The sequence below is a fragment of the Oceanobacillus halotolerans genome (assembly GCF_010993955.1).
Classification (GTDB): Bacteria; Bacillota; Bacilli; order Bacillales; family Amphibacillaceae; genus Oceanibacillus_A; species Oceanibacillus_A halotolerans.
In genome coordinates, this window is sequence record NZ_WIXL01000014.1 from 51,586 (window position 1) to 67,824 (window position 16,239).

Below are 16,239 nucleotides of genomic sequence, written 5' to 3' on the forward strand. Positions count from 1 at the left end.
CATATATTAACAAAACTGTTAGCAACCATTTCTATCGTTAAAAAAAGTCGGACTAATAAATCCGACTTTTTTGCACGTTAGGAATGTATAAAATTTTAGCTATGAAGTGGACTCGACGTGGCTTAAATTTTAATGTCCCAAGTATAAGAAAAAAGAAGCTTGGCAGGGTGCGTGTGTAATAGGTAGAAGGAAGGTAAAGGTAATGAATGGAAGTGACATAAATTGAGATACGGAAAAATAGAATATGGCACATTACATCGAAAAGTAAATCGGTTTATAGCCGAAGTTTTCATTGATGGGGAGCTGGAGAAAGTGCATATTAAGAACACTGGACGGTTGAAGGAGCTGCTTGTACCAGGTGCAAGGGTAGTACTTGAAATCAGTACTAATCCAAAGCGGAAAACAAGATACTCTATTATAGCTGTATGGAAGAATGGAAAGCTAGTTAACATTGATTCCCAAGCACCAAATGTGGTTGCCTTTGATGCTATGAAGAATGGAAATTTGCGAGAAGTGGGGGAAGTGGCTGTCGTGAAACGGGAGGTAACATTTGGAGACTCTCGCTTTGACTTGTATTATGAACAGAATGATGTCCAGGGATTTGTTGAGGTAAAGGGAGTGACCTTAGAACGTAATGGCGTCGCAATGTTTCCAGATGCACCAACTACAAGAGGAACGAAACATGTCCAGGAATTAGCGAATGCTATCAAGCGTGGGTATAAGGCTGCGATTCTATTTGTTGTTCAGATGAAAGGCTGTCATCGTTTTGTGCCATATACAGAAATGGATCAAGATTTTGCAAAGGCGTTGCAAGAAGTATCAGAACTAGGAGTACAGGTTATAGCTTATGATACAGTGGTCACAGAGGATACGTTACTACTCGATGAACCGATTCCAGTTGATCTTTCCGAGATAGATGTGTAGACGTCATGCAGTCCAAATATATCAAAACCCCCCATCAAAATTGAAGACTAAACTCAAATACTACTACTAGATGCACCACCCAACTAACCATTCTTGTATTCTCAAGTTTCAAGCCAATTAATTTAAAAAATTCAAAAAAGGGAGGATTTAGCCTTTATTGTGTACTTTTCCTAGTTTGTCTCTATTTATTAGCGCTATAGTCCATCTTTCTTTTAAATTCGATACTAGAATTTTATGGGTAATCTGCTAAACTAGTATATTGTGAAAATAAATAAATTTTTTCTTACATATTGGTTGATGTTAGGTAGGATAGGGAAGCATTGGAACTTCCCTACGCTTCATAGAAATATAGTACATAGTTGGAGGTTATTTCATGAATAATCAAACAGAATTTACAGTAGCAGAAGCAATTGTAAAAGAACTGGTACGAAGTGAAGTAGAAGTAGTATATGGTATCGTTAGTATTCATAATATGCCAATTTACGATGCAATTTTGCGTGAAGGAAATATCCGTATCGTGACTGCTCGCGGTGAAAGTGGAGCGGTAAACATGGCGGATGCATATGCACGTACTACAGGTAAATTGGGAGTTGTCATCACAAGTACTGGTGCTGGAGCAGGTAACGGTGCAGGTTCATTGACAGAGACATGGAATTCAGGAACGCCGCTATTGCACATTACCGGGGAAGCGGATTCTCATTATATTGGAACCGATCAGCGATATATCCACGAAGCAAAAGATCAGTTAAAAATGATGGAAGGTGCCAATAAATCTGCTTATTTATTGAAGCGTCCAAAGCAAACGACACCATTTGTGCGTAATGCGATCAAAGAAGCATTGACGGTGCCGACTGGTCCTGTAACCATTTCGATTCCAACGAATTTCCAAGCACAAATTATTCCTGAAAATCAGTTAATCGAAGTAGAAAAGGATGAGAATCAAGCAACACAACTCACCATTCCGCAAGATGTAATAGAAAAGATCACTGCAGCAAAAAGACCAGTCATCTGGGCTGGAAATGGTGTGATTGCTTCCAATGCATCAGAGGAGCTTCAGGTGCTAGTTGATAAAATGCAACCTGCAGTCATTACAAGTGAGGCTGGAAAAGGGTCTATTCCGGAAAATAATCCACTTTGTATCGGCAATTTTGCTGCTACACCACAAGTGGAGGAACTATTGAAAAAATCGGATCTCCTTATTAGTATTGGGGTTCGTTTCCGTGGTGGGGAAACATTGGACTGGACACTACCAGTTCCTGAAAATCATATTAATATTGATTTGAACCCAAATGCATTTAACCGTAATTTTGATACCATGTGCACCTTGGTAGGGGATGCAAAAGCAGTGTTACAAACGATCAACAGTGACCTATCCTCTAAGGAGTTGAACCCAGATACAGCTTATGTGGATGAAGTGAAGTCAGTCCGTCAAGCGGTTCGTCATGACCTTCGCAGTCAAGTTGAACCTTATGGAGAAGTTGCAGCTATCATGCAGGAACATATGCCTGAGAATTCTATCTTGGTAACAGATGTCACGATTCCTGGCTACACGTGGGGAAATAAATTGATCAACATTAATGAACCAAGAAATTACCTTCACATGACTGGCGGAGGAATTGGACAAGGGTTGCCAATGGCAATTGGTGCGAAGATTGCTCAACCAGAAAAGCCTGTTGTTCTTATTGCAGGAGATGGTGGGTTTATGGTGAATGCTGGTGAGATGATCTCTGCCATTCAAGAAGAAACGCCAATTACTGTTGTGTTATTTGATGATGGTGGATATGGCATCTTAAGATACTACCAAGAAGCAGCCTATAATAGACGTACATCTGTCGACTTACAAAACCCAGATTTTGTCATGATGGCAACATCCATGGGCTTTGAAGCAGAAAAGGTGAGTTCAGTCGAGGAATTTAAGGAAGGATTTGCGAATGCAATCGCAAGTAAAAAACCTTCTCTAGTGGTCGTGGATGTTGAAGCAGTAGGCGTATTAGAATACGAGGATTCGGATGAATACCTCGCATCCTTCCGTCCAAAACAAGGCTAAGTTGTTACAGAATTCACCATTCATTCCTATTTTAAAAGTAGAGTAGCGTGTAGGATATATTGGAGTTTTTTTGTTTGTTGCTTTTCGACGTATAATCTATATTGTGCGCAATAAAGTTAAGGCGATGTTTAGGGTGTTTACCCGTTCCGGAAATACACTTCGCTTTCCGCAGGCGGCTGTTGAGCCTCCTCGTGCTACTCGTCTTTAGGGGTCTCACCTAGGCCTCTTTTCCTGCAGGAGTCTACGTGTTTTTCCTCCACTGATATGATCAACATTTCCTATTATTGTTAATACACTAGTTGATTGGAGCGGAGGACAGTCGACTCCTGCAGGAACAGCACGTGTCCAGACCTGAGCAGGAAGTGGTTTTCTTCCGATGTCTAGCTACAGCGCCTACACCCTCTAGGTCTTAAGTCAATCCTCTTTGTGGCAAAAACCGCCACACGAGGCTTGGCTTAAGCTTGTCGGGTGTGACCAAGGCGCTTACGCTTTTCTTCCGAGGAGGCTGAGGCCGTGCCTGCGGTAAAGAAGACACTGTGAAAACGAATAGTTTGAACAGATGTCGCACTTATGCCCGTGGTGAAAGCGACTGTCCGAAGCGGAAATCAATGCTGTTACTTTACTGAACATAATCCATCTCATATACAAAACGGTTCATTCTAGAAAGCAACAATCTTTTAGAAAACAGGTTAAATATAGGAAAGATTAGTAAACTAGTAGCTTTTCCTTTTTATAAATCATGAAAGTTACGTAATAGTAGTGAATATTAAATTTCCCGGAGGTATTAATATGACGAAACCATATTTAGTTGTAGAGTGGAATGATACAGAAACAGATGCACAAGGATGGCTTGTTGTACATAACTTCGTAAACGGGTATACAGGTGGCGGTACAAGAATGCACCCAACCGTAACGAAAGAAGAAGTCATGCGATTAGCCGAAGCCATGGCATATAAATATATGGCCAGTGATAGTGGAACAACTGGTGGATGTAAAGCAGGTATTGCTTATGATTATAAAGCTCCAGACGCATATGACGTTTTAAGGAGATTTTTAATTGCCATGATGCCTTATGTTGATATCGGGGTATCATTAGGTAGTGATTTAGGTACAAAATATGAAGATGTGCTCCAAATCTTTAGTGAGTTTGGCATTGATATTCCGCTAACACCATCCATGAAAGAGGATCCCGCTGTCCATCAACGGATCAATGACTTTAATAACCTAATGAAATCAAGAATTGACGGATTCCTTTTAAATGATGCAGTTACAGGATATGGTGTTGCCTTTGCAGCAGATGAAGCTTGGAACTATAAAAATGGAAAAGACGGAGCGAGTGTAGTCATTCAAGGCTTTGGTACAGTTGGTGCAAGTGCTGCGTATAAATTGTCTGAATTAGGTTATAAAATCGTTGGGATCTCAGATGCGAACTTGTTAGTTACGTGTGAAGATGGATTAGATATCCAGAAGCTTATCAAACATAAAAATGTATACGGCGAAATGGATAAAGAGTACTTTGAATCAAACTATACGGTACGACCAAACTCAGATTGGCTTGATGTAGACTGTGATATTCTCATCCCATGTGCATTAGAGGATGTAATTAATGCATCAAATGCTGATACGGTAAATGCAAGTTTGATCGTGGAAGCAGCCAACATTCCAATCTCTTCTGAAGGAGACAAGATCATCAAAGAAAAAGGAATTGACATTGTAAATGATTTTGTGGCAAACCTTGGTGCCATCCGTTTTTATGATGCCATTGTCTTTGGTTTAGTAGAACCAGAACCACAGGCTATAATGGATGATATTGAAATGCTTTGCCGGAAAAATACACAACAACTATTCAGAGAAGCAACGAAACAAAATAAATATCAGCGAGATGTTGCCTATGACGTGTTCGAACCAGAAGTAAGTGATTTACTAGAGTTTAAGGCTCCTTCTACAAAAGTAGAGGCTTAATAAAAATGAATTGGGGAGAAAAGCAACTACCTAACTGGATGGCTCATCGTTAGGTAGTTGCTTTTTGGTTAGGGGAAAATAGATTGGAAGCTAGTGAAATCCAAGCATGATGGTGCATCGACTCGACATGTTTTCCTAAAAACGGACATATGCATGTATCTATTTTTGTGAAAATTGTCCTATAACGTGGTATCGAATCGAATTTTGCGAATTATGTATAAAAGCTGTAAAAATATATAAATTACCTCCGTTATAATACCGATACCTCCTTATTTCTTACCTGTTGCCCGTTTGATTATAGTGGTAATTAACCCTATCATTATAATGAGTGAGGATAGAAAGGAGCTATCATTATGTCAATTGCAGCTAGATCTAGTAATTCGTGTTAAAGGAGATTTGAAAACTAGTTTGTTATGAAAATTCCCTTCATATTTTTTTCTGGATCATACGTTAGGCATAATTAGTTGAGTCTTATTCAGAAAGTGAATTGGAAAAAAATCCCCCTACATAATGGATACAGGAATGAAACCGACATTGGATATGTTGTGTTTCAACTTACTTATTAAAAAAGCTTATTAGAAATCATTAAAGAGGAGATTATGAATATGAAAAAGTTTAATGTTTTAATGATGGCCATGGCCTTTCTTGCACTATTAGTAACAGTTGGCTGTGGTGATGAAGCAAGTGGAGATTCAGATTCTAAAGAACCAATTGTTTTTGCGGATGATGGTTGGGATAGCCTTCGCTTTCACAATGAAGTTGCAGGAACAATCGTTGAAGAAGGATATGGCTATGAAACCGAACAAGTAACAGGTTCAACTGCAGCAATTTATACAGCACTTGAAGAAGATGATGCTGACGTTCATATGGAAATATGGACTGAAAATGATAAAGACGTTTATACAAAAGGAATAGATGAAGGATATTATGTAAAGTTATCAACAAACTTTGATGACAACCACCAAGGATTTTATGTACCAACTTATGTGATCGAAGGGGATCCAGAACGTGGAATCGAACCAATGGCACCTGATCTACAATATGTAACAGATCTACCCGAGTATTGGGAACTCTTTGAGGACCCTGAAGATCCAGAAAAAGGACGTATTATTGGAGCTATTTCAGGTTGGAACGTAGATGAAGTATTACATGAAGCTTATGAACATTACGGCTTAGATGAGACGTATAATTATTTCCGTGCAGGTTCAGAATCAGCAATAAATATTTCCTTACAGGAAGCATATGAAAAAGGGGAGCCATGGATTGGTTACAACTATGAGCCGAACTGGGTAATGGGGAAATTTGACATGACACCAATTCTTGAAGAGGAACCTGGTCCACTTGAAAGTATCGGAGCACAGGATATCGATATTATTTCAAATGATACGTTACCAGAACGAGCACCAGAAGTAGTTGAGTTCTTGAAAAACTATGTAACATCTAGTGCAGTAGCAAACGACGCATTAGTCTTTATGCAAGAAGAGGAAGCAACGCCAGAGGATGCCGCACTTAAATTCTTAAAAGAGAATGAAGATTTATGGACAGAGTGGGTACCTGAGGATGTTGCAGAGAAAGTGAAGGAAGGAATTAAATAATCTATTTATTTTGGATAACTACCTAATTCATTGGATAATAATTAGGTAGTTATCCTTTTACAGGAAAAATAATTGATTCATAGACAGAAATGGAGAGACATAAACGTGATGACAAAAACCTTGAAATTATATACGAACGGAGAATGGGTGGATTCGAGTAACCCGAGCATGCAAAACATACTAAACCCTGCGAATCAAGAAGTTATTGCGAAAGCCCCGAAAGCGACTAAGGAAGAAACAGAAGAGGCGATTAAGGCCGCAAAAGATGCATTTGAGAGCGGTGTTTGGTCTGAACGTACTCCACTAGAAAGAGCAGAAGTTTTGCTACAAATTGCCGATAAGATGGAAGAAAATTTGGATGCGTTAATTGAACTAGAAGTAGAAAACAACGGGAAAACAAAACGGGAAGCAGAATCGGATGCAACAGATGCTGCCAACACATTCCGTTACTATGCTGGCCTTCTTAACAATTCTAGTGGAGAAATATTGGAAACTGATGAAGAATTGCAAACGATGATTGTGAAGGAGCCAATGGGAGTTGCAGGATTAATTGTTCCATGGAATTTTCCTTTGTTAATGAGTGTATGGAAAATTGCGCCAGCCCTAGCTGCAGGAAATTCAATTATTTTAAAGCCAGCTGAAATTACTCCGATGACCGTTGTAAAAGTGTTTGAGCTGATGGACCAAACCGATTTACCAAAGGATGTTGCACATCTCTTGATGGGGTCAGGTTCCATTGTTGGTCAAACCATTACCGAGAGCAAGGATGTGGACATTGTATCCTTTACGGGGAGTACAGAAGTAGGGCGTACGATCATGCAGGCTGCTACAGGAAACTTGAAAAAGATTTCGTTAGAGCTTGGTGGCAAATCACCGAATATTATATTTGACGATGCTGATTTAGATACAGCCGTTGACCATGCGTTGTTCGGAATTTTTATGGGATCTGGACAAGTTTGTTCATCAGGTAGTCGGATATTGGTACAAGAAGGAATCTATGATGAATTCATTACCAAATATGCGGAAAGTGCTAAGCGGATTAAAGTTGGTCCAGGAAACGATGAAGCCTCCGAGATGGGTGCTATTGTTAGTGAAAAGCACATGGAAAGTATCCTAAACTATATTCAAATTGGGAAAGAAGAAGGAGCACGTTTAGTTTGCGGTGGAAACCGTATTGAACGTGACGGCATGGATAATGGATTTTTCATCGAGCCGACTGTTTTTGCTGATGTGACGAGTGATATGAGAATCGTCCAGGAAGAAATCTTCGGTCCTGTTGTCGTCATCCAGAAGTTTAAAGATGAAGAAGAAGCGATTAAATTAGCAAATGATACTGATTTCGGTCTAGCAGGCGGTGTATTCTCAAGAGACCAACAAAAAGCCATGCGTGTCATTAAAAAAGTACGTGCAGGCATTACTTGGGTAAACACGTATCATCTTACCGGTGTCCAAGCCCCATGGGGTGGTTATAAGCAAAGCGGTATTGGTCGAAGTCTTGGGACTTATGGATTGGACGAATACCAAGAGACAAAACAAATTAATATTAGTACAGATCCAAAACCAATTCAATGGTTTAACTAAGAGAATAGATAGTATATTTAGTAACATTGAGGATTTTTAATTGAAGCTTCCTAAAATCTGTAAGCAAACGTTTGGGAAGCTTCTTTTTTTCATTCTACTAAACTACACTTCTAAAAAGCTTACGTGAAAAGCTGCTATAGCGTGTATCCTTCAATTGCACTTGAATGATACAACGTCTTATTTTAAAAGTATAAAATTTAAGCTAAGAAGTGGACTCGATGTTGCAAAAAATTTAATGTCTAAAGTAAAGAAAATTAACGCATTCGCTAGGGAACGAGCGAATGCGATTTTTTCTAATATGCTTGCCTGATGTCACCTAATGTCATTTTTAGATTTCTTCTTAATGGTTCTGTAGCTTCCCACGTATTCCCGACCTGGAGCAACTGTTTTTCGGAGAGATGATTTCCAATGAATTGCATCCCAACTGGAAGCCCTTTTCGATCTAATCCCATTGGTACAGACAAGCTTGGTACCCCCGTTAAATTTACAGGGGCAGTAAATGGCAAACAGCGTCTTATAACCTCTAAATTTTGCTCAACCCATTTCTCTTTGAATGCTGGAGTTGTAATAGGTATAGTTGGCCCGAGTATAATATCGACATCCTCAAAAGCTTTATGAATTCCTTTAACCATCTTTCTTCTGGCTTGTTGGGCTTTGACATATTGTGACGTATTCGTCAAAGAACCAGCTAGAAAGAAAGTTCGGATGTCTGCAGAATAAGCATCTGAATGTGTCTGTAACCACTTGTGATGAAAAGCGGATGCTTCCCCTGTCACAGTCAGTAAGCCTGCAAATGTTGACATAGATAATTCAGGGATCACTATTTCCCTAATTTCCGCACCTAAATATTGCAGTGTTGTCATTGCATGTTTAAAAAGCTTTTCTACATCTGGGTCTAACCCTTGGAGATAGTAGGTAGGGATACCGATTTTTACTCCGTTAATTCCTTTGTTTAGATTTTTCATGTAATTTGGTGTAGGTACTTTTAGGCTTGTAGGATCATTTGAATCATAGCCTGCCATGTAATGAAGCATCAAAGCCAAATCGGAAACAGATCGTGCCATCGGTCCAGCAGTATCCAATGACATAGCTGAAGGGAAAATACCATGCGTACTAACAAGACCATAAGTTGGTTTTAATCCGTATACACCACACATGGCAGCAGGTAAACGAATGGATCCAAATGTATCTGATCCAGTTGCAAGTGTTGCCAGCCCAGCAGCTAAAGATGCTGTACCACCACCACTTGAGCCACCCGGCATGTACTTGGTATTCCAAGGATTTCGGGTAGTACCAAAAAAGGGATTGGTACCAGTTGATCCAGCAGCAAGCTCATGCATGTTTTGTTTTCCTAACATAACCCCCCCTGCTCCTAACAGTTTGTCTACTGTTGTCGCATTTTTATCAGGGATGAAATCGGCAAAAAGTTTTGAACCAGCTGTAGTTCGGATACCTCTTGTATAGTAAATATCCTTAATACCGATTGGAACTCCATGGAGAGGTCCTTTATATTCGCCATGCATGATATTATCTTCCGCTTCCCTTGCTTGTTTCAGGGCTAAATCATAAAGGGGAGTAATATACGTATGGAGAATTGGATCAATCTTATCCATACGACTTAATGTATGCTTTGTCAATTCTACAGGAGATAGTTGCTTCGATTTTATTAATGGCGCAAGCTCGGTAGCGGTTAAGAAGGATATGTCAGTCATAGCATCAACTCCTTATCAACAACTGTAATCGGTATTTCTTTATTTAAGTGGGGAAAAGCATCAGTAGACGTTTGGGCCAGATTTATCGTGTATAGTATGTTATGAATATAGGGGATGTCAGCCTCATAGATAGGTAACCCTTGTAAATATAATTCTTGTTTTAAACAATTTGTATATCTCATCTAACCTACCTCCTTTATGGGTGATATTACTATATATGAAATAGTTAAAAGAATGTGCGGAGGTAGTAACTTATTTTGCGTGTTAGGAAAGCCAACGAAGAAATTAGATGTGTCATTTTTACTGGGCTTTTAGAATACCCTCTAAAAATGTCATAAGTTTTTAAAAAAAACATAATATATAAATGGCAATTAAATCTTAAACATTAGGATGGGTGATTACATGGATGATAAGTCATCAAGAAACCATAAGCATATTAGCAAAAATGCTAAACAGGAGCAATTGGATCATTACCGGATAAAAAACACAGGCAAGCCAATGACGACAAAGGAAGGGAAAAAAAGATCACAAGATCAGGATCAGTTAAAAGCAGGTGTCCGCGGTCCGACTTTACGTCAAGATTATGAGTTCTTTGAAAAAATGTCACATTTTGCGCATGAAGAGATACCAGAAAGAGTGGTTCATGCAAGGGGTTATAGTGCGCATGGAGAGTTTGAAAGTTATCAGTCCATGAAACATGTGACAAAAGCGGGCTTTTTACAGGAAGCGGGTAAAAAGACACCATTAACTATCCGTTTTTCTACAGTACAAGGCGCTAAAGGGTCCTATGATACGGCTAGGGATTTACGTTGTCAGGGTGTGAAGTTGTATACAGAAGAAGGAAATCTCGATCTGACAACGATTGCAATGCCTGTATTAATTAATCAAGACGCGATGAAGTTTCCAGATGCGATGCATGCGTACCAATCTAAGCAAGATGATGATATACCAACAGCCACTGGCGCACACGACCATTTTTGGGATTATGTAGCCAATAATCCTGAAGCACTTCATATGGTGCAGTGGATCATGTCTGATCGGGGCATTTTAAGAAGCTATCGAATGATGGAATCGTGGTCGATTAATACGTACCTATTTGTTAACGAACAAGGGAAAGCAACTTTTATAAGGTATGTTTGGAAGCCTGTCCTTGGTGTCCATTCCCTTCTCCAGGATGAGGCACTGAAAATCGGTGGACTTGATCCAGACTACCACCGGAAAGATCTAAGAGAGGCAATTGCAATGGGTGCTTATCCTGAATACGAATTAGGTGTTCAGATGATTCCGATGGAGGATGAATTCAAATATGACTTTGATATTCTGGATCCTGCAAAATTCTGGCCAGAAGAGCTCATCCCTGTTCAAATTATCGGTAAGATGACATTAAATCGAAACATAGATAATTACTTTACGGAATCTGAACAAGTTGCATTTAACCCTGCAAATGTCGTTCCAGGAATTGATTTTTCAAATGATCCAGTCTTACAGGGACGATTAATGGCGTATAGAGATACACAACAACATCGACTTGGCAGTGCCAACTACGATCAGCTCCCAATTAACCGGCCAATCTGTCCATTTCATAACAATACGCGACGAGGCTATATGAGACATCGAATTGATGTGGATGAGGTAGACTATCATAAAAATTCGCTAGCAAATAACACACCATACACGGTGCCCCCAGAAGAAGGTGGCTATGAACATTATCCCGAGAAAGTAGAGGGCTACAAAATTAGAGCCAGAAGTGATTCGTTCAAGGATTACTTTTCACAACCGAGAATCTTTTGGAATAGCATGACACCTATTGAAAAGCAGCACACCATTGAAGCGTTTAGCTATCAACTTGGAAAAGTAGAAAGCGAATCTGTACGCCAGCAAAACGTCAATTTGTTGGTTAATGTAGATAAGGAAATGGCATCTATTGTGGCTGATAATATTGGTGTCGATCGACCAAGCGGTTCCCATGTTCCCGTTTCAACAAGTTATCCTTCTCTTAGCCAATACAATACACCAAAATATGCATATACCCAAAAAGTAGGTGTACTGATTAGTGATGGTTTTGAAAGTAAAGAGGTAATGAATGTACTTAACTATCTACAGCAATCTGGAGTTGTTGTTGTCATAGTAAGTGAAACGCTCGGTACGGTCACAGGTAATGATGGCACAAAACTTAAAGTTGATAAAACCTTTCTTACAACAAGTCCTTATCTGTTTGACTCACTCTACGTTGTTGGCGGCAGTTCTAAGAATCAGGCAAAATTCAAGCAGGACATGATGAATTTCGTACAAAATGCATATACACACTATAAACCAATTGGCGTTGCTTCGACTGGTCAGTCTTTTATTCAGACATCAGAAGAAAATAATTTGGCTGGTGTTGTTTTTGCCGCAAATAATTCAAACTTCGAAAAGGATTTTGTCTCTGCTATTGGCAAGCAACGTTTTTGGAATAGGAAATAATATTGGCAAGTTATATGGAAAGAGCGTAAATAGAGAAAATGCTCTTTCCATTAATAATCTTTGTAAAAGGAAGAGTGTTTTATCGAGTTTTAGATATAACTATAAATTTTCTGTTTAGTGGAAAAAAGAAGGATTGAGTTTATTTTACATATTTTTTAAACTAGGAATTATCTTTAAAAACTAGATTTTATTACTGAGAGGGTTTATGTAATAGGTCGTTTCTATACTTAAATATTAAGACCTCATCGATCTTATGTAATATCACTATTGGTAAATTGGTTAAGCGAATGGTCTTTGTCAGGAAAGTAGGGAGTAAAGCATTTTATACCCCCTTTAAATTAGATTAGACTAGCGTAAGAAGGGCTTTTTATATCTTGGTGTTAATCAGCAAGCTTATTTTTGAACATCCTCTATAATAATAGATGTAGTAAAGGCGCAACTTTTGTGAAACAAGATAATATATTCACCTGGAATCTCTACTGCCATGGGATTCAGGTGGATATATTTTTTACACGTTAGGAAAGTATAAAATTTTAGCTAAGAAGTAGACTCGACGTGGCCAAAATTTTAATGGCCCAAGTATAAGAAAAACTAACACATTCGCTAAAGGACGAGCGAATGTGTTAGTTTTTCTTATATTACGACGATGTGATTTCAGCAATGTAATGTATCATCCTTGAAATAGTTTTACACTGATATTTATATATACTTTACCATTATAAGTGAAAACAATAAGGGGGTAACTAATTTGACAAAAAGCAGCAATAAAAAGGAGTTGTCACTAGAACAACGTGAAGAATTACTCAGAGCGTTGAAAGAGCGTTTTGAGAAAAACATGCATCGCCACAAAGAGCTTGGGTGGGCTAAAGTCCAAGTAAAGCTTGAGGCCAGTACTGAAAAACTGTGGTCGCTCCATGAAATAGAAAAAACTGGCGGTGAGCCCGATGTTGTTGAACATGATGAAGAGAAGGACGAATACATCTTTTATGATTGTTCTGCGGAAAGTCCTAAAGGTCGTAGAAGTGTTTGTTATGACCGAGAAGGGCTGGAGTCGAGGAAGAAATATAAACCAGAAAATAACGCTATGGATATGGCAACTTCCATGGGCATTGAACTTTTAACGGAAGAACAATACAGAGCATTGCAGGAGCTTGAACATGTTGATAAGAAAACGTCGAGTTGGGTACAAACTCCCTCTGATATTCGGGAACTTGGCGGAGCTCTCTTTTGCGACCGTCGCTATGGACATGTTTTCGTATATCACAATGGTGCGTCCTCTTACTATAGTTCTAGAGGGTTTCGGGGGTCGCTAAGGGTTTGATTTTACAAAGGAATTACTTCAATTTATCCCGCATGTAACGAGCAGTAAGGACCCCCCAATGATCAAGGGAAACAGGTAAGCCCTTATACGGTTCAACAACAAATTGAATTAGAACAAGCCCGCCAAGAGAGTTTCTTGGACGAACAGGACCAAGCGTTGTATGAGGAAATTTTGTTTAATTCCGTTGGGCAAAAATTACGAGCACGTATAAGAAGAGCCGAGCAATGGGTTCAAAAGATGAAAAACTTAATGGAATCTCGTGATACATCATCAGGGTTGTCCTTTTCCATCAAGTGGAAACCGCGGACAGCGGATTCAGAAGAGGAAATGGATACGGTTGATTTGGTGCATGTTTTAAGACAAGATTCAAAACTCTTAAAGGAAGCGGATTTAGAGAAAATTACGCCACACTTCCGTTCCAAAATAGCGAAGGCTAAAGAGATGATTGGGGAAAGTAATGAAATGCAAACATTGCTTCAGGTGTTAAAAGAGGTATTAGATTATCGAAAATGGTTTTCCTTTGTTCTTTATTTCCAACGAGAAGGGGAAAAGAAACGAGAACTGAATAATAATCAATTCTATAAATTTAGTGGTGGCGAAAAAGCGATGGCCATGTATATTCCATTATTTACAGCCTGTTATTCTCGTTATTTGGAAGCAGATTCGGATGCACCATACATTATTTCTTTAGATGAAGCCTTTGCTGGTGTGGATGAAAATAATATTCGCGAAATGTTTGAGGTAGTGGAACAACTAGGGTTTAACTATATTATGAATTCCCAGGTTTCTTTGGGGAGACTATGACACGATTCGTGAGTTATCCATCAGTGAACTAGTACGTCCGAAAAACGCAGATTATGTGACGGTGATTCGTTATCATTGGGATGGTCATAAAATGAATGTAGAAGTCGGAGAAGACTTAGAAGCTGAAGAAAGTTTGAAGGTGAAACCATGATCAAAGAGGCATTAGCATATTTTAGCGGCGATAGAGGATATCGTCGTTTATTTTCTCTTTTCAAAAAGAAGTATGAGTCATTAGGCAGAATTGGTGGAACGGTAAAGCTTGATCAATTTACTATGGATGAATTAGAGGCGATTGTGCGCTTTTTTGGTGTTACGGCTAGTGGCTTAAAACAAAAAGGTAAACTATCTTTAGAAGGTTTTGAAAGACAGCTGCGATCTACTAAATTTGATGGCATAAGTTTAAAAGAATTATTAGAAGCATATTTTAAGGAGCCATTAGTGTCTAATAAGGAAAAAAAACAGGTAAAAGATCGTCAGCAAGCACAACTATTAGATCAATTGGAGGCGGACTTTCCTAAGCTTGCTTCCTGGATAGACCACTTGAGAAAGAAAACACCAGATACTTATTGGGTTTATCGTTTAATGGATGAGTCTTATGAAAGTTTTTCCCAGATGTTGCATCATTTGGAGGTGGCACTGCGTCATTTGCCAACCCAATTTGAACGATTGCCGATCTTTAGCCAGCGTATTACACGTAACCCACATGCCTTCGATTTAAATACAAACTTAGGTAAGCTGTTGATTCACGTACTAGCTGTGGAACATGATCAAGATGATTTTAGTGTTGTTCCAGCTGATAGTGAGGGGATTAATGATTTATTACTGAAGTATCGAATATTACGGGATGATATCACGAACTATGTGACATGTGCTAATCTGATAGCAGATACAGAAGAGGGATTGCATCCAATGTGGGAAGCTGCCGCAACTACCCATAGTGTCCTGAATATACCGCTTCGGGAATTGATTGCATTAGCAAGGGTCTATCCTGCTAGGAAAAATAAAGATGTTTGGATTGTGGAAAATTCGGGTGTATATTCCAGTATTTTAGATCAATCACCAGAAGCTCCACTGATCTGCACACATGGGCAGTTTAAACTGTCTGCACTTTTATTATTAGATCTGTTAGTTAGAGAAGGGTGTATGCTTTATTATGCAGGAGATCTTGTCCTGAAGGTATTAGTATGGCACAAAGATTATGGTCAAGATATCCTGACCATGTTTGTCTATGGAAAATGGATATAGATGCATACCAGAAATCCATTTCAACGATAAAATTATCCGACGAAAGATTGAACAAATTAAATACCATTACAGCACCAAACTTAGTACCTTTAGTAGAAGAGCTGAAGAAAAGAAAAAGAGCAGGATATCAGGAAGCTCTAGTTGATGAAATGGTGCATGATATTAATTAGAGAAAGTTTGGGGATGGTTCTCTGCTTCTTTCTTCAGTTATAGATGGAAGCTTAGCAATATCTTATAGTTGGAAGCAGAAGAACCTTCCCAAGTTATAAAGAAGGAGTTTTACAAGTGGGATAAAAGAGAAGAAGTCATTTTTGCAAAGTATGTGGGAGATCTCGTCCAAATGAAAAGTTTAGCGGAAAGGGACACCGCCAGCACATGAAAACCTTTCTTCAGTAATGATTGGTGCTCATTGAAAAATATCATTTCGTAACAGCCCACTCTTTTCACAATAAAATTGTAAGTACATATCTGCTAGCTGAGATAAAGATTCAGAATATAAATATGATCGATCTATATCCGCACGAATATCTCCTACATTCGAACCAATATATGTACCGTAAGCAATCCTCCCCTATAAAAAATCAA

Annotated in this window: 11 protein-coding genes and 1 pseudogene; 10 read left to right on the forward strand and 2 right to left on the reverse strand. The window is 38.9% G+C overall.

Annotation, left to right across the window (positions count from 1 at the left end; translation table 11 throughout):
• The first annotated feature begins 222 nt into the window (after positions 1-222).
• The 5 genes from sfsA (at position 223) to GHC26_RS13810 (ending at position 8,109) form a co-directional block, all read left to right on the forward strand.
• Complete coding sequence (sfsA, locus tag GHC26_RS13790; RefSeq protein ID WP_163971833.1) at positions 223-924, forward strand: DNA/RNA nuclease SfsA; 702 nt, start codon at positions 223-225, stop codon at positions 922-924.
• A gap of 373 nt (positions 925-1,297) precedes the next feature.
• Positions 1,298-2,971 carry a thiamine pyrophosphate-binding protein gene (locus GHC26_RS13795; RefSeq protein ID WP_163971834.1) on the forward strand — a complete coding sequence of 558 codons (1,674 nt, stop codon included), beginning with the start codon at positions 1,298-1,300 and terminating at the stop codon, positions 2,969-2,971.
• A gap of 789 nt (positions 2,972-3,760) precedes the next feature.
• Positions 3,761-4,933, forward strand: a complete 1,173-nt coding sequence (locus tag GHC26_RS13800; RefSeq protein WP_163971835.1) for a Glu/Leu/Phe/Val family dehydrogenase — start codon at positions 3,761-3,763, stop codon at positions 4,931-4,933.
• Positions 4,934-5,538: 605 nt separating this feature from the next.
• Positions 5,539-6,528 (forward strand): ABC transporter substrate-binding protein, encoded by a 990-nt coding sequence (locus GHC26_RS13805; RefSeq protein WP_163971836.1) that lies wholly within the window; start codon positions 5,539-5,541, stop codon positions 6,526-6,528.
• Between the two features lie 108 nt (positions 6,529-6,636).
• Positions 6,637-8,109: an aldehyde dehydrogenase family protein gene (locus GHC26_RS13810; RefSeq protein WP_163971860.1), complete on the forward strand. Its 1,473-nt coding sequence runs from the start codon at positions 6,637-6,639 to the stop codon at positions 8,107-8,109.
• 293 nt (positions 8,110-8,402) lie between these two features.
• Here the strand turns inward: GHC26_RS13810 and GHC26_RS13815 are convergent, their stop codons facing one another.
• Both GHC26_RS13815 and GHC26_RS13820 read right to left on the reverse strand, forming a co-directional pair.
• Positions 8,403-9,821, reverse strand: a complete 1,419-nt coding sequence (locus GHC26_RS13815; RefSeq protein ID WP_163971837.1) for an amidase — start codon at positions 9,819-9,821, stop codon at positions 8,403-8,405.
• Complete coding sequence (locus GHC26_RS13820) at positions 9,818-10,003, reverse strand: hypothetical protein (protein ID WP_163971838.1); 186 nt, start codon at positions 10,001-10,003, stop codon at positions 9,818-9,820. The genes GHC26_RS13815 and GHC26_RS13820 overlap by 4 nt, the downstream gene beginning before the upstream one ends.
• 220 nt (positions 10,004-10,223) lie before the next feature.
• Here GHC26_RS13820 and GHC26_RS13825 point away from each other — a divergent pair, with 220 nt between their 5' ends.
• The 5 genes and pseudogenes from GHC26_RS13825 to GHC26_RS16080 all read left to right on the forward strand — a co-directional run bounded on the left by GHC26_RS13825 (position 10,224) and on the right by GHC26_RS16080 (position 15,824).
• Complete coding sequence (locus tag GHC26_RS13825) at positions 10,224-12,284, forward strand: catalase (RefSeq protein WP_163971839.1); 2,061 nt, start codon at positions 10,224-10,226, stop codon at positions 12,282-12,284.
• Positions 12,285-13,032: 748 nt separating this feature from the next.
• Positions 13,033-13,605, forward strand: coding sequence for a DUF4256 domain-containing protein (locus GHC26_RS13830; protein WP_163971840.1), 573 nt, complete (start codon positions 13,033-13,035; stop codon positions 13,603-13,605).
• Positions 13,606-13,668: 63 nt separating this feature from the next.
• Positions 13,669-14,560, forward strand: a pseudogene (locus tag GHC26_RS13835) (SbcC/MukB-like Walker B domain-containing protein); the annotation flags it as partial.
• Entirely contained in the window at positions 14,557-15,654 is a 1,098-nt protein-coding gene (locus GHC26_RS13840; RefSeq protein ID WP_163971841.1) for a TIGR02679 domain-containing protein, read from the forward strand. The pseudogene GHC26_RS13835 and the gene GHC26_RS13840, both read left to right, overlap by 4 nt.
• Positions 15,594-15,824, forward strand: coding sequence for a DUF2399 domain-containing protein (locus GHC26_RS16080; protein ID WP_163971842.1), 231 nt, complete (start codon positions 15,594-15,596; stop codon positions 15,822-15,824). The genes GHC26_RS13840 and GHC26_RS16080 overlap by 61 nt, the downstream gene beginning before the upstream one ends.
• The last annotated feature ends 415 nt before the right edge of the window (positions 15,825-16,239 follow it).

Excerpts from the sequence above, each read along its gene's own strand:
- GHC26_RS13795 (WP_163971834.1), top strand. The coding sequence starts at position 1,298 with ATGAATAATCAAACAGAATTTACAGTAGCAGAAGCAATTGTAAAAGAA.
- GHC26_RS13815 (WP_163971837.1), bottom strand. The coding sequence starts at position 9,821 with ATGACTGACATATCCTTCTTAACCGCTACCGAGCTTGCGCCATTAATA.
- GHC26_RS13800 (WP_163971835.1), top strand. The coding sequence starts at position 3,761 with ATGACGAAACCATATTTAGTTGTAGAGTGGAATGATACAGAAACAGAT.
- GHC26_RS13810 (WP_163971860.1), top strand. The coding sequence starts at position 6,637 with ATGACAAAAACCTTGAAATTATATACGAACGGAGAATGGGTGGATTCG.
- GHC26_RS13825 (WP_163971839.1), top strand. The coding sequence starts at position 10,224 with ATGGATGATAAGTCATCAAGAAACCATAAGCATATTAGCAAAAATGCT.
- GHC26_RS13805 (WP_163971836.1), top strand. The coding sequence starts at position 5,539 with ATGAAAAAGTTTAATGTTTTAATGATGGCCATGGCCTTTCTTGCACTA.
- GHC26_RS16080 (WP_163971842.1), top strand. The coding sequence starts at position 15,594 with ATGGCACAAAGATTATGGTCAAGATATCCTGACCATGTTTGTCTATGG.
- GHC26_RS13820 (WP_163971838.1), bottom strand. The coding sequence starts at position 10,003 with ATGAGATATACAAATTGTTTAAAACAAGAATTATATTTACAAGGGTTA.
- GHC26_RS13840 (WP_163971841.1), top strand. The coding sequence starts at position 14,557 with ATGATCAAAGAGGCATTAGCATATTTTAGCGGCGATAGAGGATATCGT.